Raw genomic sequence first — 22,688 nt, forward strand, 5'->3', positions numbered from 1 at the left:
TATTTCATCTTAGTTCATAAAAAAGCCCCGAATTGGGGCTTTTTTAGGTTTAAAATGTTTTAGAAATTTTGTCTATTGCCTGAATAGTGAAATCTAAATCCTCATACGTTAATGCATCGGTAATAAACCACGTTTCGTATGCCGAAGGCGCAATGTAGATTCCCTCCTGCAATAAACCGTGAAAGAATTTCTTAAACGTTTCATTATCGCCCTTTGCAGCAGTTTGAAAATCTATCACTGGCGTTGCATCAAAATGAACTGAAATCATGGAGCCAATGGTATTGATCGTAAACGTAACATTATTTGCTTTCAGTACTTTATCAATTCCTGCAGCCAAATAGGCTGTTTTCTCTGCTAATCTTTGAAAAATAGCACGATCATTATCTAAAGCTTGTAACATGGCTAATCCTGCGGCCATAGCCAAAGGATTTCCTGACAATGTTCCTGCCTGATAAACAGGACCTAGCGGAGCCAGATAATTCATGATTTCGGCACGAGCGGCAAAAGCGCCTACTGGCAAACCTCCTCCAATTACTTTTCCGAAACAAACGATATCAGCATTTACATTTAGTAATTCTTGAACTCCACCTGCAGCTAACCTGAATCCGGTCATAACCTCATCAAAGATTAATAGAATATCATTGTCAGTACACATTTGGCGTAAGCCCTCCAAAAAGCCTTTGTTTGGCGGAATGCAACCCATATTCCCTGCAACTGGTTCAACTATTATCGCTGCAATTTCATTTTTATTCGCTTCAATTAAAGCCGCTACATTTTCTAAATCGTTGTATGTTGCCAGCAAAGTATCTTTGGCCGTTCCCGCAGTAACTCCCGGACTGTTTGGCGAACCAAAAGTGATTGCTCCACTTCCCGCTTGGATTAAAAAAGAATCAGAATGACCGTGATAACAACCTGCAAACTTGATTATTTTATCTTTTTTAGCAAATCCACGAGCAAGCCTAACTGCGCTCATACAGGCTTCGGTACCGGAATTTACAAATCTAATTTTATCGATATTTGGAACCATCGAAACGGCTAAAGCTGCAATTTGTGTTTCCAATTCTGTTGGCATTCCAAACGAAGTTCCTAATTTCGCTTTTTCAATTACGGCTTGAACCACTGGTTCGTAAGCATGTCCTAAAATCATAGGTCCCCAAGAATTGATATAGTCTATCAAACGGTTTCCGTCTTCATCGTACAAATAGGCTCCTTTGGCACTTTTGACAAAAATTGGAGTTCCACCCACCGCTTTAAAAGCTCGTACTGGCGAATTGACACCTCCTGGAATTACTTTTTCTGCTTCAGCAAAAAGCTGACTACTTCTTTTGTATACCATTTATGAATTATAAGTTATCATTATTTTAAATTATTTTACGACCAGCTTCTGCCCAATAGAAAGTGTATTGTCAGAGAGATTGTTTTTTTGTTTTAAATCTTCTACGCGTACTTCAAATTTTTTAGAAAGCGAATAGAGCGTATCTCCTTTTTGAACTATGTAGGAAGCCAAACTAGTATTGACAGGTTTTCTGGCTTCGATGGTGAGTTCCTCTACCAGCTGTTTTTCATTGGAAACATAATTAACATCCAAAACCTGATTGTCATATTGATATAAATTGTACCGCTCAATATAAGAGATTAATTTATCTGGATATTTGGGGTCTGTTGCGTATCCCGCGGTTCGAAGTCCTCTGGCCCATGATTTATAATCGCCTTTTGAAAATCCAAAAAGTTTTGCATACCTGCTTCTTCCCGTTAAAAACACAGCATGATCCTTAAACGATTCCGATGGATTATCATATTTCCTAAAACACTCTTGTGCTGTATCATCATCATGTTTGACACTATCTCCGGTCCAACCTACATGACACTTTATACCAAAATGATTATTGGCATTCATCGCTAGATCGCCTCTTCCTGCACCCGATTCTAAAATTCCTTGTGCCAATATAATACTTGCTGGGATTCCGTAATTTCGCATATTTCCCATTGCCACATCTTTATATTGAGAAATATAAACGCGAACAACATCGTTTGTGACTACGGTTCTTGAAGTAGAAACAATTGTTTCCGTATCATTCCTTTTGGATTCCGCCTTGATTGGAATTGACGCGCTGCTTTTTGTTCTATTTGGGGTAATTGTGTTTGTCTTTCTGACCGTCCTGACGACCTCCTTTTTTGATTTTAAAGGTGCTTTTTTTGTGGTTACAATAACTGGCTTGGTGGCGGTACAGCCTATTAAAGTAAGTAGGGTAAAAAGGAGTAGGATTTTTTTAAACATAGGTATCTATTGTTGGTAACTGTTTGTTTTTTAATTTAATATTCATTCCTTGAATTCCCTGAATTCCTCCAGTGTGGATCATTAAAATTTTTGATTCTGCAGGGAAATAATTTTTTTGTATCAAATCTATAACGCCAAAAACCATCTTTCCAGTATAAATAGGATCCAAAGGAATATGGTTTTCAGCATTAAAGTGATTTATAAATAGCACTAGTTCTGCATTTATTTTTCCATATCCACCAAAATGATAGTCCGATATTAGCTCCCAATTCTCATTTTGAGCAAAATTACGAATTTCCTCTTTTAAAAAATCCCCTTTTAATGCAGGAAAACCTAAAACTTTTTGATGAGGCAAAGCACTATTAATTAATCCTGAAATGGTTCCGCCAGTCCCTGTGGAACAACAAATATAATCAAAATCAATATCTTCGTGCGTAATTATTTCCTCGCAGCCTTTGATCGCTAGCGCATTTGTTCCGCCTTCTGGAATTAGATAAAAATTGCCGAATTTTTGTTTCAAATTTTCGATAAAAGACACTTCACTTTTCAATCGGTATTCTTCCCGAGAAATAAATTCCAGTTGCATACCACAATTTTGGGCAAATAACAAAGTGGGATTTTCATTGACTTTCTGCGCTAATTCATCTCCCCTAATGATTCCAATAGTTTTGAATCCTCGTTCTTTACCTGCAAAAGCTACTGCAGCAATATGATTGGAAAAAGCACCTCCAAAAGTAAGCAAGGTTTGTTGATTCTCTGCCTTGGCTTGAAGTAAATTGTATTTGAGCTTTCTAAACTTATTTCCAGAAACAAAGGGATGAATCAAATCTTCTCTTTTGATTTGTACTGAAATAGAGTTCGAAAATGATGTTATCAACTTTTGATTCAAAGGAATTGCTTTTGGTACAAAGGTAAAGTTTAAATATAAAAAAATGCAACCAGTTCAGATTGCATTTTTGAATTATTTTAATCCGTTTTAGTTTTTAATGATCACTTTTTTGCCAACCACTCTTTTATCTTTGGAAGCCAACTTAGCAATGTAAATTCCATCTGCTAATCCAGAAGTAGAAAATTGATACGAGGCATTCACTCCTAAATCTTTTTTGACAAAAATCAATTTACCCGCTACGTCATAAAGACCAAAAGTATCAAGATCCATAAGTAAAGGGTTACCAATCATTACATTTTTAGTTGGATTATTTTGAAAAATTACAAAATTTTCTTTTGCTGCATCATCAATACCCAAAGTACCGTTGTTTTTAAATGATATTTCAAACTGTGAGTTATTTTCGCCCGCTGGCAAATCTAATTCATGAAAATCATTTACAATATCAAAGTAGGTATTTTTCACTTTGTCGTGCAAATAAACCGCATTTGCGCCACTAAAGTTGACCATTTCTTTTACTGTAATTTTGTAATTGGCTGGTTTGTCATTTCTAAAACCAATTGCAATTTTTTTATCCATATCAAAATTTACAGCATTAATAATAAACTCTGAGCCTTCAATGACAAAGTAAACATCTGACTGGATATTATCTCCAGAGGACATCGCATCCATGGCACGGTCGACCCCATCAGTTGCTTCAGGAATTAATGCCAAAGCCAATTGACGCACACCTTGATTATTCATCAAAGTATTGAATCTTATTTGTGGTGTTGGAGCCATACTTACCGTCGCATAATCAAATCCGGACACTGCTTGTATTGCAGTCATAAAACCCGTAGCACTTTTTGTTTTTACAGTACTCATCATTTTACTTGGAGACTCAACAGGTGGCGTTTCTCTTACAAACGCTCTGTAAACATTTTTCATCTGTACCACTCCATTTGCAGCACCATCAATTAAAAACCCTTGCCCTATTGGCGAAAAACGTCTTTCATAATTAGCCCCATTTACACCTGCCGTTCCTTCATTTCCAGAACCATCATAAGAATAAAATGTCGCTGGAACATAAATTCCAGTAGTTCCTAAATCTCCCGGAGCGAACGTCCCATAACCCCCTTTATAGTCTGCAATAAAGTGCGAATTCACAGTAGGATCTTGCTCCCAAAAATAAGCAATACCAGTACAATTTGTTTCAGCCGATAGAAAAGCAGATAAATCAATTGCAGAAGGATACGGATTACCAGTCAAAGTAAATTGCGCAATTGCAACAGGTATGGAAATAGTACCATCGTTTGGCTTCCCCCTAAAATCGTAACGCTGTTGGCTTCCCGGGTTATTTTGAACTCCATTGACCGTAAACCCATTAGTTCCTGACGTTCCTTTCATTGTGAATCCTTCTCCGGCATTCAGACTAGAGCTAGATCCCACCTGAATCCAATTAGAATAGTCCGATGAAGCTGTTAATTTATTGATCCAAAAAGGAGCTATGGCTAACGGACTTGCAGTCCCATCATAGTTGTTCATAGGCAACATAGAAGGCTCTTTGAAAGTGATCAAACCGTCAATGTCCTTTAGTTGCGTCACTCCAAATGGCGAATTTCCGGCAGTTGCAATACTCCCTCCTACAGGCGAACACCAATAGTTATATTGAAAATTATTTGTTGATCCTTTTTGAAAAACAGACAAACTACCGACTCCTTTATTTGCTCCAACACTTGTTGAACCTTGTAAAAGCTGTGCGTTTTCCCTCAAATAAAAAGAACTAGTAGCGGCATTTAACGCTAAATCTTGCCCAATATAAACCACCTCGTTGCTGGCAAAAACGGAACTATTAGCGCTAACATACATTTGGGCTTCAATGGAGTTTTGAATTAAAAGTACTGTTGCTAATACCATTATTTTTTTAAGTAGTTCTCTTTCCATAATCGTGTAAATTAATTGCGTTAATGCTAATTTTTTTGTTTTAAATACGATATTCCTTATAAGAACAAGACTGCTTTAAAGTCTAAAAATGAATCCGTTAGACCTAAAAAACAGATCTGCTAATCCAAGTAACCGTTTTGCTTTTGATATTACAAATACAAAACCTCGTATTTTTATCTAAAATTACAATAAAAAGACAATAGCAAACGTCATTAATACCGATAAAAAGTATAAATAATCGTTAAAGTACATGTTTTTATATTTTAAATAATTATTTTCTTATAAAATTAATTTGAATAAAAATCGGAAATTGTCCAAATACAGACTCGAAAAAAAATGATCAAAAACCACTAAAAATGAGAATTTAAATAGGGGGAACTTTAAATAGAGTGCACTTTAGAAAAGAGGTGCCAAAAGTATAAAAATAGTACTACAGCTATTTTTTATGTAGCACTACATACTCTATAAACCGGAAGAAAGATCTTCTAGCCAGATATTGATTATTCTTTTCGTTAGCATACGCTTCTCTTTCAAAACTAATGTTTCTGTAGGCGAGATTGGCGCTTTTATATTGGAACAAACGAAAAATATATTCTAATAGGTACCAAATAAAGAACGGCACGATTAAAAGTTCTACTTGCTGACGAAGATGGATTTTTTCGTGATTAATCAGAATAGTATCTTTTAAATCTTCCCGATATTTAAACAATACAAACGGAAATAGTGTGACACCGCGATATCCTTTCGGAATTAAATATTTAGCAACAATTAGAAACATTCGCTATAAAATTTATAAATTTGTATTGATAAAGGCGTATCCTTTAATCAAAAACGCAATCGTTTGAGAGATGCGGTTAATTGAAAAAGTAGGTACTACGCACACCACAGAACAATCCCAATTATGATTGAACAAAGTAAGGAAAATAAAATGACAGAAGGGGAAGACTTCTATTACACTCCGGAAGGATACAAATGTTTTACTGAAAAGCACCATTTAAAAAGGGGTTATTGCTGTAAAAGCGGTTGTAGACATTGTCCGTATGGTTTTGATAAAAAAACAGGAACCAATAAAAAGTAAGCATCCTTATTAAACAAATCAACAAAAATGGATATTTGTTCCCAGAAATATCGAATCAAAATTCACAAATCCTACCACAGGTCGGATATTCGTTATCCTTAGTTGTTACATTTTTAAGAAGTAAAAGCTTCTTTAACAAATCAACATAAAAAAATAACGAATCAACAGCTAAACATGACTTTTCAAGAACAAATACAACAAGGAATTCCATCGGTTTTACCCAAACCAAAACCATACGAAATAGACATCAACCACGCCCCAAAGCGCAAAGAAATCCTTTCGACAGCAGAAAAAAAACTGGCGTTCCGCAATGCCTTACGTTATTTTGAACCGCAACATCACGCTGAATTAATCATAGAATTCTCAGCAGAACTGGAAACCTACGGCCGTATTTATATGTACCGTTTTCGACCAGATTATGAAATGCGTGCGCGTCCAATTAATGAATATCCAGGAAAATGTGAACAGGCCAAAGCCATTATGCTGATGATTCAAAACAATTTGGATTATGCTGTGGCACAACATCCGCATGAATTGATTACGTATGGAGGTAACGGAGCTGTTTTTCAAAATTGGGCACAGTATTTATTGACGATGCAATACTTATCAGAAATGACCGAGGAACAAACATTGACCATGTATTCCGGACATCCTATGGGTTTGTTTCCTTCCCACAAAGAAGCACCCAGAGTTGTCGTGACCAATGGAATGGTAATTCCTAATTATTCTAAACCAGACGATTGGGAAAAAATGAATGCTTTAGGCGTTTCACAATACGGACAAATGACCGCAGGAAGTTACATGTATATTGGTCCGCAAGGAATTGTACACGGAACTACCATTACGGTTTTAAATGGTTTTCGGAAAATAAAACGCAGCCCAAAAGGCGGTTTATTCGTAACATCAGGTTTGGGCGGAATGAGTGGCGCACAACCAAAGGCTGGAAATATTGCAGGTTGCATCACCGTTTGTGCCGAAGTAAACCCAAAAATCACACACATTCGCCACAGTCAAGGATGGATCAATGAAGTCATTGAGAACGCAGATGAATTAGTGCAACGAGTAGCTTTGGCGCAAGCCAATAATGAAATTGTTTCTATCGGTTATCTAGGAAACGTGGTTGATGTTTGGGAAAAATTTGACCAAGAAAATATTCATATCGATTTAGGTTCCGATCAGACTTCGCTACATAATCCGTGGGCGGGCGGCTATTATCCAGCTGATATTTCCTTTGAAGAAGCCAATGTAATGATGGCTCAAAAACCTGATTTATTTAAAACAAAAGTACAGGAAACATTACGCCGCCATACCACAGCTATCAATAAACACACTGCCAAAGGAACCTATTTCTTTGATTATGGAAATGCTTTCTTACTGGAAGCTTCCCGCGCCGGAGCTGATGTTATGGCAGAAAACCATATCGATTTCAAGTACCCAAGTTACGTACAAGATATTATGGGACCTATGTGTTTTGATTATGGGTTTGGCCCATTCCGTTGGGTTTGTGCTTCGGGAAAACCGGAAGATTTAGCCAAAACAGATTTAATTGCATATCAAGTTCTGGAAGAAATGGCAAAAACTGCACCCGAAGAAATTCAGCAACAAATGCAGGATAACATTCACTGGATAAAAGGCGCTCAGGAAAACAAATTGATTGTAGGTTCCCAAGCCCGCATCCTTTATGCTGATGCTGAAGGTCGCGTAAAAATTGCCGAAGCTTTTAATCAGGCTATAGCCAAAGGCGAAATAGGAACAATCGTTTTAGGTCGGGATCACCACGATGTTTCTGGCACCGATTCGCCTTACAGAGAAACCTCTAATATTTATGATGGCTCTCGTTTTACGGCTGATATGGCGATACAAAATGTCATTGGAGACAGCTTTCGAGGCGCCACTTGGGTATCCATTCACAATGGTGGTGGCGTGGGCTGGGGCGAGGTAATTAACGGTGGTTTTGGTATGGTTCTTGATGGATCTAAAGAAGCTTCAAAACGTTTAGCATCAATGCTTTTCTGGGATGTCAACAATGGGATTTCTAGAAGAAGTTGGGCGAGAAATGAAGGAGCAGTATTTGCTATAAAAAGAGCGATGGAGACGCAACCTTTATTGAAAGTAACCATCCCTAATATAGTAGCCGACAATTTGTTGGATTTTTAAAATTTTGAACGTATCTTTAGGAAACTCATAGTAATCAAATAATTAAGTCATGAAAGCAATTAAACTCCTTCCTGTCCTCCTACTCCTCGTAGTTGCCTCTTGCAGTTCCGTAAGAGTCTATTCTGATTTTGATAATAAAGTAGATTTTAGCCAATATAAAACCTACGCTTTTCACAAAAAAGGAATTGATAAAGTTGAAATTTCAGAATTAGATAAGAAAAGAATACTCAATGCCATTGATCGGGAATTAAGCAAAAAAGGAATGACCAAAAGTGAAAATCCTGATTTACTAATCAACATTCTCACTAAAGAAAGAGAGAAAATAGATGTCAATCAATTCAACATGGGTTGGGGATACGGTTGGGGTTGGGGATGGAATCCTTTCATGTGGGGAGGACAAAACACTATGGCTTCGTCCTCAACGGAAGGAACATTATTTATAGATTTAATTGACGGTAAGAAAAAAGAATTGGTATGGCAGGGCGAAGGCATTGGATATCTGACAGAAAATAGAAAAGATAAAGAAAATAGAATCAATGAATTTGTCGCTAAAATTTTGGAGCAGTTTCCACCAAAAGCAAAATAGATTTCGACTAAAATCAAACTTAAAGCCTACCTTTGCGTAGGCTTTTTTATTCCCAATCATGACACCACAAACCGACATTACTACACTTGAAGATATTAAATTACTAGTAGATACTTTTTATTCTAAAGTTCAAAAAGACGAATTCATTGGACCTATATTTAACGAAAAAATAGGCGATCGCTGGCCGGAACATCTCCAAAGAATGTACCGCTTTTGGCAAACTATCTTGCTAGAAGTACATTCCTATTCCGGAAGTCCCTTTCCGCCGCACAAACAATTGCCAGTTGCCAAAGAACATTTTGACCGCTGGATGGAAATTTTCACACAAACTACGGATACTTTATTTACAGGGCCATTAGCCGATGAAGCGAAATACCGAGCTAAAAACATGGCAGAAATGTTCAACTACAAAATTGACTATTTCCGCAATCTTGAAAAAAACCAAACGAACAATTCATAGTTTTAAAAGTAGTTTTTTAATCTAAAACCTGTCTTTTTCGCAAACACCAACACAATTTTTTATGCGTAAATTATTATTTCTTGTCGTTTTACCAGCTTTTCTGTTTTCTTGTTCCAATTTAAAACAAACCGTTGAAAACACACCAGCTCCCAATTTAAAACTAATCAGCACCATTGAAATTCCATTTGAGGAAACGTTTCAGAATACAAAAGTAGGCGGATTGTCCGGCATAGATTATGATGCAAAAAACGATTTGTATTACCTGATTTGTGATGACAGATCGATGTTTAACGAGGCTCGTTTTTATACTGCAAAAATTCCGTTAGTCGAAAACAAAATACAAAGCATGGTTTTCCAAAGTGTTAGCTATTTAAAAAACGAAAGTGGAGAAGTTTATGGTAATTGGAATACCACACCAACCACTTCATCAGATCCTGAAGATATTCGATACAACCCAAAAACAAACACTTTAGTTTGGAGTAGCGAAGGCGCACGAGTGATTACTGGAAACAAACAAGTGTTGCAAGATCCTTCCTTAAATTTCACGGATTTAAAAGGTAATTTTCTAAGCAATGTCACATTACCAGAAAATTTAAAAATGCAGCAACAAGAAAAAGAACCGAGAAATAACGGCACTTTAGAAGGTATCACTTTTGACAAAAAATATAAAAACATTTACACCAACATTGAAGAACCACTTTTTGAAGATGGCAACCAAGCCAATACCAGCAACGGCGGATACATCCGAATCTATAAATTTGATGCGAAAACTAAAAAGAATACCGCTCAATTCGGCTATAAATTAGAACCCATTGCTCTTGAGCCCGATCCAAAAGGAAGTTTTGCTGTCAATGGCGTTTCAGCGATTCAGCATTATGGTAAAAATCAGTTATTAGTAGTGGAGCGTTCCTACTCAACTGGAACACGAGCCTGCACGGTAAAAGTATTTTTATGTGACTTGAAAAAGGCTACTGATGTAAAAAACTACAACTCGTTACAAAACCAAAAATTGGAATTGGCTTCTAAAAAAATGATTCTGAACATGGATGATTTGGGAATTTTTATTGATAATATCGAAGGACTTACTTTTGGACCAAAATTAGCCAATGGTAATTCCTCCTTGATTTTTGTATCTGATAATAATTTTTCGGAAAAACAAAAAACGCAGGTATTGGTGTTTGAGGTGGTGGAGTAGATTTTAAAACAATACTTAACAGTTGTTGTGATTATTAAAACTTTTTCAATTTATCAGGGTTTTGCTTTCCATTAAAAATGTCTAGAATCAGGACTTTCTCATTCGTCCGCTCATATATAATTTTGTAAGACCAAATACTTATATGTCGAAATTTTTCTTTATTAATAATAGGATCAATTGAATATTCATAGCGTTCATCCTGTAACGACTCTACCAAATCAATTATCTTATTCAAAACTTTGTCTGCGTTTTGTGGACTATCCTCAAAAATATAATTATAAATTTCAGAAAGCGATTTGCTAGCTTCCTGAGACCAAATTACAATCATTTCTTTTGAGATAAAACATGGCTTCTAACTTGTTCTGAAGTATAGGTTTCTGCTCCATCTGCAACAGATTGACTAATAAATTCTATGTGCTCTATGTACTGGGTTTTAGTCAAAAATTTACCTCCAAAAGTATTTGCAACAACATAATTCCCGTTTAAAATAGACTCTATTTGCTCTAATAGCTTTTCATCTTGAACTGCTATTAGTTTTTTGATAATCTGATTCTTATATGACTCGATATTCATAACACTTTCATTTAATAGAGTAAAGATACCATTTTTTAACGCACAGTTGTACAGAGATTCCTTTTTCATTAGAACTAAATATCATAAGGGATAACAAAACTAAATAGTTAAAAAAACCATATAAAATTTAAACGATACTGTTTCATAAATCCCCCAAATGCCCTAGCCCCGAGTGAAATGAAAAGCTTTTTGCAAAAGCCGTTTTGGTTTTTCTTGTTGCCGCAGAGCGACCAAAGGAAGCTCGTGCTGGAACTTTAGAAAAACAAACGGGTTTGCAAAAACTTGCAATGAAAAGCGGGAAATCGCTCCTGAAATTCGTACTTTTGCAGTAGAACTACAACGTTTTCGATATGAACTCAACTATAGAAAGCAATCCGTTATTAGACCGATTGCCAAAGCACTTACGACAATTTATTAAACCTCAGGACTATAGCGATTACACGCCTATAAACCAAGCGGTTTGGCGTTATGTGATGCGCAAAAATGTAGCGTATTTATCAAAAGTGGCGCATAGTTCCTACTTGGAAGGTTTAAAAAAAACAGGAATCGAGATTGACAAAATCCCGAGTATGTACGGGATGAATCGAATTTTAACCGAAATAGGTTGGGCTGCAGTTGCCGTGGATGGATTTATTCCACCCAATGCATTTATGGAATTCCAAGCCTATAATGTTCTTGTAATTGCATCAGACATTCGCCAACTCGAACATATAGAATACACGCCTGCACCGGATATTATTCACGAGGGTGCCGGTCATGCGCCCATTATTGCGAATCCAGAATATGCTGAATACTTACGCCGTTTTGGAGAGATAGGTTGCAAAGCGATTTCTTCGCACAAAGACTACGAAATGTACGAAGCAATCCGACTGCTTTCGATTGTAAAAGAAGCCGAAGATACGCCACAAGCTACGATTGATGCTGCTGAAAAAGCGGTGGAAGATTTACAGAACAACATGGGCGAATTATCAGAAATGGCCCAAATACGAAACCTACACTGGTGGACTGTGGAATACGGTTTGATCGGAACAGTAGAGAATCCAAAAATTTACGGCGCTGGTTTACTGTCTTCTATTGGTGAAAGTGCGCATTGCATGACACCGGAAGTGAGGAAAATAACGTATGATATTTCGGCCGCTACGCAAAATTTTGACATTACAAAACTGCAACCACAATTGTATGTTACGCCAACATTTGCGTATTTGAATTTGGTTTTAGAAGAATTTGCCAATAAAATGGCTCTGCGCACAGGCGGTTTATCGGGAATTAATAAACTTATTGACTCGAATGCTTTAGGAACTATTGAATTGAGTACTGGTTTACAAATTTCAGGTGTTTTCAGTTCCGTTATTGAGCAGGATGGCAAACCTATTTACATACAAACTACTGGTAAAACAGCTTTGGCTTATAGAGAAAAAGAGTTAGTAGGACATGGCACTTTGACACACCCAGAAGGCTTTGGAAGTCCAATAGGAAAGCTAGAAGGCATCAACTTAGCCATTGAAGACATGAGTCCAAAAGACTTGAATGCCTACGACATTTTAGAATCTAAAACCGTTAAACTGGAATTTGAAGGCGGAATCATTGTTGAGGGTGAAATTGTTACCGGTTCCAGAAATTTACAAGGAGAAATTACGCTGATTCGCTTTAAAAACTGTACGGTTACGCATGGCGAAACTGTTTTATTTCAGCCGGAATGGGGCATTTACGATATGGCCGTGGGCAAGAAAGTAATTTCGGCTTTTTCAAGTCCTGCTGACGTGAATAGTTTTGACTTGATTTCGCACCTTCCGTCCAGCACCACTATAAAAGCCAAACATTCGACTGAACGCGATGATCTAGAAATTTTATACCAAACGGTTCGAAACATAAGAGAAACCAAGGATACGGAAACTTCTTTGGCACCACTATTTGAAAAACTACAAAACAATCACCCAAACGATTGGTTGCTAGCAGTTGAAATCGTAGAACTTTTAAACGTTAGAACCGAGCCACAATTGTTGCAAGAAATAATGGTTTATCTGGATCAATTAAAAAACAAAAGACCTGAAGTAGCGCATTTGATTGCTGGAGGTTTGGACTTGATTTTTGACAAAGAGAAAGCTTAACTAAACCTCGGAATGAAAGTCTGCAGGGTCAAAATTTCACCACAAATTCCACAAATTTTCACATATTAATTTGTGAAAATTTGCGGAAATTGTGGTAAAAAATATTTGTAGAAGCTAAAGCGAAATACACTAAAATGCATGTTTTCTATTATTTGTTTAACCAATAAAAATCAACCGCAGATTCACAGATTTTTAAAATTATTTAAAATCGGTGCATCTGTGGCTAAGTTTTTTAAATTACATTTTGATTTGCTTCCCAAAATCCTTCTCGGTTTCAATCACTTTTCCATCGTATTTTAAGGTCCAACCCAACTGACTGGTCGTTATTAAAAGTTTGGATAACTCACTAATTAATCTATTTTGCGCATTGGTTTTCAAAGATGATTTCTCAATTTTCTTAGCCAAATTCGCCTTTACAGATTTGTTTATTTTATTGTAATCTTCTCCCGTGAACGGATTTAATTTACTCTGCTCCACATCATAAAACTGAATATCAGGACTAATTTTAATTTCCTCTTTTGGAATACTCACAATCGTGATTGTTTTATTGATCGAATCAATATCGTATTTCATGAGATGCAAATCATAAGCCACCGTAACGTCAGCATTCACAACAACCAACGCTTTTTTCTCGAAAGAAAGCATATCCATTAAGTATTTTTGTTGGTTTTTATAGGTGATAACTTCCGAAAAATGTCCTTCGGTTACGACCAATTTCCCTACGTTTAGGATTTGTTGCTGAATGAGATTAGTATTGTACGTGATATCTTGGTCGTCATTTTTCTTAAAATCACAGTATTTAAACAATAAAAATATTCCACCAACAACTGCTATTCCAATAAGTATTCTTCTAAGCATAATTAAAATTTCATAAATGAATATTGACTTTCCAATTTAGTGATTTTTTCTCTGACTTTAGACTCAAATTTCAAATGACTTTCTGAATTCGGGTCAAAAGGTTTGTGAGAAAGGCTTTTTTGTATGCGTTCTACCTCTTCCATCGTAGGAAAAGCAGTTTCAGAAATAGTAGTTTCCATGAAACGTTTCCAAATATAATCGATTGCGACTTGATTGGGATGCAGCATGTCTTCGGTATAAAAACGGTAGTCCCGAAGTTCATCCATCATGATTTCGTAAGAAGGAAAGTAATTTATAGTCGAAAGTTGACAGTCAAAAGTCTTATGAAGTGCACTAATTATATTGGATTTGCTCCATTGATTTTCGACAAAACCGTCTTTGATGTGACGCACCGGCGAAACAGTGAAAATAATAGTGCAATTAGGATTTACAACATGAATTAATTTGATTGTGTTTGCAACACTTTTTTCTATTCCTTCAACAGAAAGCAATTCTTTCTTGAACTGCTTTTGTGGCACTTTATGGCAATTGGCCACAATAGAATCACTTTCTATATTTCGATAAACCCACGAGGTTCCATACGTTATGATGATATGCGTTGATTTGGATATTTGTTGATTTGTTGATTTGATTAGTGCGTTTAAAGACGCTAATAAATCTTCTTTATTTGGATTACTCAAATCAGAATGCACATCAAAGCAATGCCAGCGTTCATTGTGAAAAAAAATGTCTTTTTCGGTGAATAATACTGTATTTATGGCTTTTTGGATAATTTTCTCAATAGAAACCGGATTGAAAATTATCCCGAACGGATTGATGGTATTTTGAAATTTAAAATACTGGAATTTATCTCCCATATTTTCAGCAAAACAAGAACCTAAAGAGACAATCTTTGAATTGTAATCTAAAGGATGATTACTTTTAGAAATGGGGATTTGGGTTCTGAATTGCATGGCTATTTTATTTACTACAAATTTGAATAATTTTAGCGAATTAAATGGTGTTTCGCTCTTTTTTCATTGGCTATAAAAAAGCTAAAATTAAAAAACCCTTTCAGAGTTTAAAACTTTGAAAGGCTTATTATAAAAATAAATATTTTTATTAATAGTAGTATTCTGTTTTTAAATATCCTCCATTTCCATTAGTAGCAACACTATTTTCTGAAACCTGTTCTATTGGGTAATTATCTAAATCGTATTTAAAAGAATTAGTATAAAAATTAGCCGATGATGTTATTTGGTCGTCTTTAGAAACACTTGTAATTACAGTACTTATCAAACTATTATTCGAAGAGATTTCTTCATTATAATCTAACAGTTTTTTGTAACCCACAATATTATATAACGGATTATACTTTGCATCATAATCAAAACTTACAGTATATTCTATCAAAGTCCCTGATGCAGTATTATCTAAAATTCTTTCGTCTTTGATGAAATTTTCATTTTCAAAATACAATTTTCCGTGAAATTCTTTTACTTGCTGATTCCCAGAAGCAATCGAAAATTTTTCGTAAGAAACCGTTTTATCTGCATCGTGAACGTATTTAATTCTATACTTACCCAAAGATATAACTTCAACTAATTTCCCTTCAAAGTAACTGTAATTAATAGTCTCCAGAAGCTGATTTGTTTTGTTTTGTGTTACCCTTTTTGTAATCAAATCCTCCGTATAGGTGAAATCGGTACGCTTATTGGCACCGTCCATGCTAACTATTTGATTACCTTTATAAGTATAAAGGGTTGTTTCTGCAGTACCGCCTTCTGAAGTCTCAACGACCTTCTTTAGCAATTTCATACTGTCGTCATTATCATTTGAACACGAATAAATTGTCAACACCAAAAACGACAAGAATAAATGTAGCAGTATTTTATTTTTCATAATAAATCAATCGCTTTTTCCCTTTAATTTTGGCACAAAAGTTCGCAAACGTAACCAAATAAAAATTCTACTTCAAAATTCATCGTTACAATCCACATATTTCGGTTGAACTACTACTTCTGAATCGAATTCCAATACCCAATAAAGATTCTAAAATTCGTTCATTTAAACAAAAAAACCTTTTAGAACTTATGTTCTAAAAGGTTTTCCTTTATAAAAAAACAAACAGGGTTCTACTTTACAAAGTCTATCGCTTTCTCTAAAGCTTGTTGAATTCCAGCTACATTCTTACCACCTGCTGTTGCAAAAAATGGTTGTCCACCACCGCCACCTTGTATAAATTTACCCAATTCACGTACTACTTGACCAGCATTCAGATTTTTCTCCGCCACTAATTCTTTAGAAACATAACAGGTTAACATTGGTTTTTCTTCGTCGGCTGTAGCCAAAACTAAAAACACATTATTCCCTAAATTCCCTATTTCATACGCCAAATCTTTTGCTCCTTCCGCGTTCAAATCGACTTGTTTTGCCAAAAATTGAATGCCATTTATTTCCTGAATTTCAGTAATTAAACTCGCTTTCAAATTTTTGACTTTGTCTTTTACCAAAGCCTCTATTTGCTTGGCTAATTTTGCATTTTCTTCTTGCATTGAATGAACGGCTTTCAAAATATCCTGAGGATTTTTTAAGGCTGATTTTACTTCATTTAATGTGTTTTCATACGAAGCAAAATGTGCTTTTACGGCATCACTTGTAATGGCTTCAATACGACGAATTCCTGCAGCAACTGCGCCTTCAGAAACGATTTTGAAATGCCAAATTTCAGCTGTATTTTTAACGTGGATTCCTCCACATAATTCCATGCTTTCGCCAAATTTAATCGCACGAACTTCATCACCATATTTCTCTCCAAACAACGCCATTGCTCCTTCTTGAACTGCTTGCGCAAAAGGAATATTTCTTCTTTCAATAAGTGGCAATTGCTCTTGAATTCTTGCGTTTACAAAATCTTCGACTTGTTGCAATTCGGTTTCCGTCATTTTAGCAAAATGCGAAAAGTCAAAACGCAAATAGTTTGGATTTACTAAAGACCCTTTTTGTTCTACGTGAGTTCCCAAAATACTTCTCAAGGCTTGGTGCATCAAATGCGTAGCAGAGTGATTTCTGGAAGACAAATTCCTCAAATCGGAATTCACTGTAGCCACAAAACCAGCGTTAACATTCTCTGGTAATTGTTTTGCAAAATGCAAAATCAGGTTGTTTTCTTTTTTCGTGTCGATGATTTCAATCGTTTCATTTGCTGAAACCAACATTCCTTTATCACCTACTTGACCACCACCTTCAGGATAAAATGGTGTGTTATCTAAAACGATCTGGTATAAAACACCGTCTTTTTTACTATCGACTTTACGGATACGCGTGATTTTTACGTCACTTTCTGATTGATCGTAGCCTACAAATGTTTCTACATTTCCAGGAATCAACACAGACCAGTCTTCGGTAGAAACTTCTGATGCGGCGCGGGAACGTTTTTTTTGTTCTTGCATTGCAGCGTTAAAACCAGCTTCGTCTAGTTCGAATCCTTTTTCTCTCAGAATTAATGCTGTTAAGTCAATTGGAAATCCAAAAGTATCGTATAATTCGAATGCTTTTGCACCTGCTATTATTGTTCCTTTCTCCTCTTCAATAACTTTATCTAACAATTGCAATCCTTGGTCTAATGTTCTCAAGAAAGAAGCTTCTTCTTCCCGAATAACATTCGTAACCAATTGTTGTTGCAATTTGATTTCTGGAAAAAATTCCCCCATTTGATTCGCTAAAACGCTAACCAATTGATTTATGAAAGGTTCCTTGGTATTCAAGAACGTAAATCCGTAACGAATCGCACGACGCAAAATTCTACGAATTACATAACCAGCACCTGTGTTTGACGGCAATTGTCCGTCGGCAATAGCGAAAGCAACAGCACGAACGTGATCAACCACAACACGGATAGCAATATTCGTTTTCTCCTCGACTGCGCTCGGAGTGACAGCATTGTCTACATATTTGAATCCTGTAATTTGCTCTACTTTTTCAATAAGTGGCGTAAAAACATCCGTGTCATAATTGGAAGTTTTTCCTTGCAACGCCATACACAAACGCTCAAATCCCATTCCGGTATCAACGTGTTTCGCAGGTAATTTTTCCAAAGAACCATCTGCTTTACGGTTGAATTCCATGAATACATTGTTCCAGATTTCCACTACTTGCGGATGGTCATTGTTTACCAAACTCTTTCCTGAAACTAACGCTTTCTCTTCTGCAGAACGAATATCAACGTGAATTTCGGAACATGGACCACACGGACCTTGATCTCCCATTTCCCAGAAATTGTCTTTCTTGTTTCCAAGAATGATTCGGTCTTCGTCAATTAATGCTGCCCAAATATCCCAAGCTTCTTGATCGAAAGGTACATTTTCAGCGGGATTTCCTTCAAATACAGAAACGTATAAGTTTTCTTTTGGGATTTTATAGACTTCCGTCAAAAGTTCCCACGCCCAATTGATGGCTTCTTTCTTGAAATAATCACCAAATGACCAGTTCCCCAACATTTCAAACATCGTGTGGTGGTAGGTATCAAAACCTACATCTTCTAGATCGTTATGTTTTCCTGAAACACGAAGACATTTTTGCGTATCGGCTATTCTGTTGCTTTTTGGCGTTCCGTTCCCTAGAAAATATTCTTTGAACTGAGCCATTCCTGAATTGTTGAACATCAAGGTTGGATCATCCTTAAGAACAATGGGAGCCGATGGAACGATTAAGTGTCCTTTTGATGCGAAAAATTCCAGAAATTGCTTGCGTACGTCTTGTGATGTCATTTTTAATTTTAGTTTAAAGTTTAAGGTTTAAAGTTAATTAATCCCGAAACTATATCTTTTTACTATTCTTTTTTTGCCTCAGATTATCTCACATGCTCTTATTTTCAACGGAGTTCACTGAACACTTAGTGTTTGCAGTGGAAAGCTTTGAAGTTTTGAAATTTATTTTTTCTTGGGTTGTCAGAGCGACCGGAGGAAGCTCCTGCTGACTCAATAGAAAAAAAAATTTCAAGACGAGAACTTGCAACGAATAGCTGGAATAGGCACATTATTTTATTTATTCCTGAAAAAAGGATGTAACAAATGAAACATTTCTTAAATTTGTTCGTCTAACCTTTTACAGTGTGCAAAAATAGGGTATTTTAAAATATGTCGAAAGTAAAATATTATTACGATTCCGAAAATCTAGCCTATAGAAAAATAAAAACACAAAAAAGAACAAAATTTGGTGTTGTTATCTTGTTTTTATTGGCAGCGGCGTTGTTTGGTTTTTTAAGTTTTATTATTTTATTGAACACTCCTTATTTTGAAACACCAAAAGACCGTTTGCAAGCCCGTGAAATTGAAAACTTGAGACTGAATTACGCGCTACTGAACAAAAAAATGGATCAGATAAATGGTGTTCTTGAAGCTATTGAAGATCGAGACAACAATTTGTATCGGGTCTATTTTAATAAAGCGGCCATTCCAGATTCAGTTCGCGAGGCAGGATTTCAGGGGAAAAATAGGTATAAAGTGCTGGAAGGGTATAACAATTCGCAGTTGGTTATGAATACCACAAAAAGAATGGATGTTTTGACTAAAGAATTAGCGATTCAGTCCAAATCATTAGACGTTATTTTGAAATTGGCAGAAGCTAAAAGTGATTTTTTGTCAGCCATCCCTGCCATTCAGCCAGTACAAAATGAAAATTTAAAACAAATGGCTTCTGGTTTTGGATACCGCACGGATCCTTTTACTAAAGCAAGAAAAATGCATGAAGGCATGGATTTTACGGCAAAAAGTGGAACGCCTATTTATGCCACTGGTGACGGAGTAGTTGCACAAGCAGACAATACGGCTTCAGGATACGGAAATCATATTGTTATTCGGCATGGATTTGGATACGAAACGTTGTACGCCCATTTGAGTAAATACAATACCAGAGCAGGACAACGCGTAAAACGAGGTGATGTTATTGGTTATGTGGGAAGCACAGGAAGATCAGAAGCTCCGCATTTGCATTATGAAGTTCACAAGGATAAAAAAGTAGTGAATCCTCTTAATTTTTATTACGGAAATATTTCGGCAGTGGAATATGTTGTCATCGCGCAACTGGCAAACCAGGAGAATCAATCATTAGACTAATGCAAAATAGTATTCAGTGTTCGGTTTGCAGTGTTCAAATAAAAGATAAAAAATAGTGTTCAGTGACAATTCAGCTGGACAAAAAAATAAAAAACAGATATGCATATTGAATTATCTAAAGACAAAAGATATTACAGCATTGGCGAAGTAGCCAAAGCATTTGATGTTAATGCCTCGCTGATTCGTTTTTGGGACAATGAATTTGATATTCTGAAACCAAAAAAGAATGCTAAAGGCAATCGAATGTTTACCCCAGAAGATATTACTAATTTACAATTGATCTATCACTTAGTCAAAGAAAGAGGTTTTACACTGGAAGGTGCCAAAACCCATTTGAAAGAAGGACAAAAGAAAACCTTAGATAAGTTTGATATTATTCGAAAATTAGAAACAATACGCACACAATTAACAACTATTAAAAACGAATTGTAGTCAGCACGACTACATCCCTATTAAAATTTTAAATAATTAAATACTAAACACTAAAATAAATAAACATGAGAAGATTTTTGCCTTGGATTATCGGAGCGGTTGTAATTTTTGTAATTTACAGCTGGGTTAAAGGAATTAACAATACTGCTGTGACGTTAAACCAAAATGTAGAACAATCTTGGGGTGATGTTCAAACGGCGTATCAAAGAAGAAATGACCTTATTGGGAATTTAGTAAATACCGTAAAAGGTGCCGCTGATTTTGAAAAAAGCACCTTGACAGCAGTTATCGAAGCGCGTTCTAAAGCTACTTCTGTAAAAATTGATCCTGCAAATATTACTCCTGAACAATTAGCTGAATTCAACAAAGCACAAAGTGGCGTGAGCAGTTCATTGTCTCGATTATTAGTAACTGTTGAAGCGTATCCAGAATTGAAAGCCAACCAAAACTTCTTGAAATTACAAGACGAATTGGCCAGTACAGAAAATCAAATTCTAACGGCTAGAACGCGTTTCAACGAAGCGGTAAAACCATATAACTCACATATCAAAACGTTCCCAAACAGCTTATTTGCTGGATTATTCGGATTCAAAGAGAAAGCATACTTTAATGCAGTTGAAGGTGCAGATAAACCAGTTGAAGTAAAATTCTAAAAACGATTTCAGATTTTCGATTAATGATTTTTGATTGTAGGACATTCTACAGTCAAAAATCGCTAATCATCATTCAAAAATTTATCCCATGTCAAAAGTAGAAGATTTTTTAACCAAAGAAGATGAACAAGAAATTGTTGAAGCTATTCGTATGGCTGAAAAGAACACTTCTGGCGAGATTAGAGTTCATATAGAGAAAACAACTTCCATGGATGCGTATGATCGCGCTTTGGAAGTTTTTCATGAATTGAAAATGGATGAAACCGAGTTGCAAAATGGTGTCTTGATTTACCTAGCAGTTGAAGATCATCATTTTGTAATTTGCGGAGATAAAGGAATTAATGATGTTGTACCAAATGATTTTTGGAATTGCACCCGAGATATTATGGTAGCGGAGTTCAAAAAAGGTGATTTCAAGCAAGGTCTTATTGATGGAATTGCCAGAGCAGGGGAACAATTACAACACTATTTTCCTTGGCTAGAAGGCGACACAAACGAATTATCAAACGAAATATCTAAAGGATAATGCTATTACAAAAAAAGAGTACTCTAATTGCACTAAAGCTTTTTGTCTGTTTATTATTCACACAAATTGGCTTTGCGCAATTTACCATTCCTGAAAAACCAACTCTTCAAACTTCAGTTTATGATTATGCGAATGTGCTCAGCGCAACAGAAAAAGCACAATTAGAAGAAAAACTGATTAAATATTCTGATTCTACCACAACTCAGATTGTCGTCATTACGATTGAAAGCCTTCAAAACGAAGATGTCAGTCAACTGGCAACCAAATGGGGACAAACGTGGGGAATTGGCGGTACGGAGAAAGACGATAATGGTGTTATTGTTTTATTGGCTAAAGCCGAAAAAAAAATAGCAATCAATCCCGGTTATGGATTAGAAGATCGACTAACTGCTGGAATAGGTGGAGAAATAATTCGGAATATTATTATTCCTGAATTTAAAGCCGGAAGTTTTTACAACGGATTAGACAAAGGAACAGACGCACTTATTGATGTTTTCAAGGGAAAATACAAAGGAGAACGAGTTAAAAAAACCAAAGATACAGGATTCCCCATTTTACCCTTAATTGTTATTGTCATCATTATACTGGTACTTATTTCAAGAAACAAAGGCGGCGGCGGTAATTCTGGAAACAGAGGCGGTGGCATTGGACCTAGTTTATTGGATGTTATTATACTCAGCAGCCTTGGAAGAAACAGCGGTGGCGGTGGATTTGGTGGCGGTTCCTCTGGTGGTGGATTTGGTGGAGGCGGTTTCGGCGGTGGATTTGGTGGCGGAGGTTTCTCTGGTGGCGGATCTAGCGGAGGCTGGTAACAATTTGATTTTAAAAATATTAATACCCTATCAAAACGATAGGGTATTTTTTTTATATTTGGTGAAAA

General features: G+C 36.1%; 22 protein-coding genes. 11 read left to right on the plus strand and 11 right to left on the minus strand.

Features of this window, described 5'->3' with window-relative positions:
• Positions 1-49 precede the first annotated feature (49 nt).
• The 5 genes from hemL to IWX83_RS01300 form a co-directional block, all read right to left on the minus strand.
• The gene (hemL, locus tag IWX83_RS01280) at positions 50-1,336 is read right to left on the minus strand and encodes a glutamate-1-semialdehyde 2,1-aminomutase (RefSeq protein WP_196827114.1); all 1,287 of its coding nucleotides are present in this window, start codon (positions 1,334-1,336) and stop codon (positions 50-52) included.
• A 30-nt stretch (positions 1,337-1,366) separates the two neighbouring features.
• Positions 1,367-2,278: a glucosaminidase domain-containing protein gene (locus tag IWX83_RS01285; protein ID WP_196827116.1), complete on the minus strand. Its 912-nt coding sequence runs from the start codon at positions 2,276-2,278 to the stop codon at positions 1,367-1,369.
• A complete protein-coding gene (locus tag IWX83_RS01290; protein ID WP_196827118.1) occupies positions 2,271-3,167 on the minus strand; it encodes a 1-aminocyclopropane-1-carboxylate deaminase/D-cysteine desulfhydrase in 897 nt (298 codons plus the stop codon). Before IWX83_RS01290 ends, IWX83_RS01285 begins: the two co-directional genes overlap by 8 nt.
• 87 nt (positions 3,168-3,254) lie before the next feature.
• The gene (locus tag IWX83_RS01295) at positions 3,255-5,087 is read right to left on the minus strand and encodes a T9SS type A sorting domain-containing protein (RefSeq protein ID WP_196827120.1); all 1,833 of its coding nucleotides are present in this window, start codon (positions 5,085-5,087) and stop codon (positions 3,255-3,257) included.
• A 436-nt stretch (positions 5,088-5,523) separates the two neighbouring features.
• Complete coding sequence (locus IWX83_RS01300; RefSeq protein ID WP_196827122.1) at positions 5,524-5,865, minus strand: hypothetical protein; 342 nt, start codon at positions 5,863-5,865, stop codon at positions 5,524-5,526.
• A 123-nt stretch (positions 5,866-5,988) separates the two neighbouring features.
• Here IWX83_RS01300 and IWX83_RS01305 point away from each other — a divergent pair, with 123 nt between their 5' ends.
• The 5 genes from IWX83_RS01305 to IWX83_RS01325 all read left to right on the plus strand — a co-directional run bounded on the left by IWX83_RS01305 (position 5,989) and on the right by IWX83_RS01325 (position 10,563).
• Complete coding sequence (locus IWX83_RS01305) at positions 5,989-6,165, plus strand: DUF5522 domain-containing protein (RefSeq protein WP_175455457.1); 177 nt, start codon at positions 5,989-5,991, stop codon at positions 6,163-6,165.
• Positions 6,166-6,339: 174 nt separating this feature from the next.
• Complete coding sequence (locus IWX83_RS01310; RefSeq protein ID WP_196827123.1) at positions 6,340-8,322, plus strand: urocanate hydratase; 1,983 nt, start codon at positions 6,340-6,342, stop codon at positions 8,320-8,322.
• A gap of 49 nt (positions 8,323-8,371) precedes the next feature.
• The gene (locus IWX83_RS01315) at positions 8,372-8,908 is read left to right on the plus strand and encodes a DUF4136 domain-containing protein (protein ID WP_196827125.1); all 537 of its coding nucleotides are present in this window, start codon (positions 8,372-8,374) and stop codon (positions 8,906-8,908) included.
• A gap of 58 nt (positions 8,909-8,966) precedes the next feature.
• The gene (locus IWX83_RS01320; protein ID WP_196827127.1) at positions 8,967-9,368 is read left to right on the plus strand and encodes a group III truncated hemoglobin; all 402 of its coding nucleotides are present in this window, start codon (positions 8,967-8,969) and stop codon (positions 9,366-9,368) included.
• A 61-nt stretch (positions 9,369-9,429) separates the two neighbouring features.
• Positions 9,430-10,563 carry an esterase-like activity of phytase family protein gene (locus tag IWX83_RS01325; RefSeq protein WP_196827129.1) on the plus strand — a complete coding sequence of 378 codons (1,134 nt, stop codon included), beginning with the start codon at positions 9,430-9,432 and terminating at the stop codon, positions 10,561-10,563.
• 34 nt (positions 10,564-10,597) lie between these two features.
• Here the strand turns inward: IWX83_RS01325 and IWX83_RS01330 are convergent, their stop codons facing one another.
• Positions 10,598-10,891 (minus strand): type II toxin-antitoxin system RelE/ParE family toxin, encoded by a 294-nt coding sequence (locus tag IWX83_RS01330; protein ID WP_073352681.1) that lies wholly within the window; start codon positions 10,889-10,891, stop codon positions 10,598-10,600.
• Positions 10,888-11,136, minus strand: coding sequence for a hypothetical protein (locus tag IWX83_RS01335; RefSeq protein WP_196827131.1), 249 nt, complete (start codon positions 11,134-11,136; stop codon positions 10,888-10,890). Before IWX83_RS01335 ends, IWX83_RS01330 begins: the two co-directional genes overlap by 4 nt.
• Before the next feature lie 350 nt (positions 11,137-11,486).
• Here IWX83_RS01335 and IWX83_RS01340 point away from each other — a divergent pair, with 350 nt between their 5' ends.
• Entirely contained in the window at positions 11,487-13,244 is a 1,758-nt protein-coding gene (locus tag IWX83_RS01340) for an aromatic amino acid hydroxylase (RefSeq protein WP_196827133.1), read from the plus strand.
• 237 nt (positions 13,245-13,481) lie between these two features.
• Here the strand turns inward: IWX83_RS01340 and IWX83_RS01345 are convergent, their stop codons facing one another.
• The 4 genes from IWX83_RS01345 to alaS all read right to left on the minus strand — a co-directional run bounded on the left by IWX83_RS01345 (position 13,482) and on the right by alaS (position 18,850).
• Entirely contained in the window at positions 13,482-14,102 is a 621-nt protein-coding gene (locus IWX83_RS01345) for a DUF4230 domain-containing protein (protein WP_073352684.1), read from the minus strand.
• Positions 14,103-14,104: 2 nt separating this feature from the next.
• Positions 14,105-15,055, minus strand: a complete 951-nt coding sequence (locus tag IWX83_RS01350; RefSeq protein WP_196827135.1) for a GSCFA domain-containing protein — start codon at positions 15,053-15,055, stop codon at positions 14,105-14,107.
• 148 nt (positions 15,056-15,203) lie between these two features.
• Entirely contained in the window at positions 15,204-15,983 is a 780-nt protein-coding gene (locus IWX83_RS01355) for a hypothetical protein (protein WP_196827137.1), read from the minus strand.
• 233 nt (positions 15,984-16,216) lie between these two features.
• On the minus strand, positions 16,217-18,850 hold the full coding sequence (gene alaS / locus IWX83_RS01360) for an alanine--tRNA ligase (RefSeq protein WP_196827139.1): 2,634 nt from the start codon (positions 18,848-18,850) through the stop codon (positions 16,217-16,219).
• A 369-nt stretch (positions 18,851-19,219) separates the two neighbouring features.
• Between alaS and IWX83_RS01365 the strand changes: the two genes are divergently transcribed.
• The 5 genes from IWX83_RS01365 to IWX83_RS01385 all read left to right on the plus strand — a co-directional run bounded on the left by IWX83_RS01365 (position 19,220) and on the right by IWX83_RS01385 (position 22,620).
• Positions 19,220-20,197 carry a M23 family metallopeptidase gene (locus tag IWX83_RS01365; protein WP_073352688.1) on the plus strand — a complete coding sequence of 326 codons (978 nt, stop codon included), beginning with the start codon at positions 19,220-19,222 and terminating at the stop codon, positions 20,195-20,197.
• Between the two features lie 99 nt (positions 20,198-20,296).
• Positions 20,297-20,629, plus strand: a complete 333-nt coding sequence (locus tag IWX83_RS01370) for a MerR family transcriptional regulator (RefSeq protein WP_196827141.1) — start codon at positions 20,297-20,299, stop codon at positions 20,627-20,629.
• 65 nt (positions 20,630-20,694) lie between these two features.
• The gene (locus tag IWX83_RS01375; RefSeq protein ID WP_073352690.1) at positions 20,695-21,282 is read left to right on the plus strand and encodes a LemA family protein; all 588 of its coding nucleotides are present in this window, start codon (positions 20,695-20,697) and stop codon (positions 21,280-21,282) included.
• 88 nt (positions 21,283-21,370) lie between these two features.
• Complete coding sequence (locus tag IWX83_RS01380) at positions 21,371-21,808, plus strand: TPM domain-containing protein (RefSeq protein WP_073352691.1); 438 nt, start codon at positions 21,371-21,373, stop codon at positions 21,806-21,808.
• Positions 21,808-22,620, plus strand: coding sequence for a YgcG family protein (locus tag IWX83_RS01385; RefSeq protein ID WP_073352692.1), 813 nt, complete (start codon positions 21,808-21,810; stop codon positions 22,618-22,620). The genes IWX83_RS01380 and IWX83_RS01385 overlap by 1 nt, the downstream gene beginning before the upstream one ends.
• The last annotated feature ends 68 nt before the right edge of the window (positions 22,621-22,688 follow it).

Source organism: Flavobacterium sp. CG_9.1 (assembly GCF_015751645.1).
In the GTDB taxonomy this organism is placed as follows: domain Bacteria; phylum Bacteroidota; class Bacteroidia; order Flavobacteriales; family Flavobacteriaceae; genus Flavobacterium; species Flavobacterium xanthum.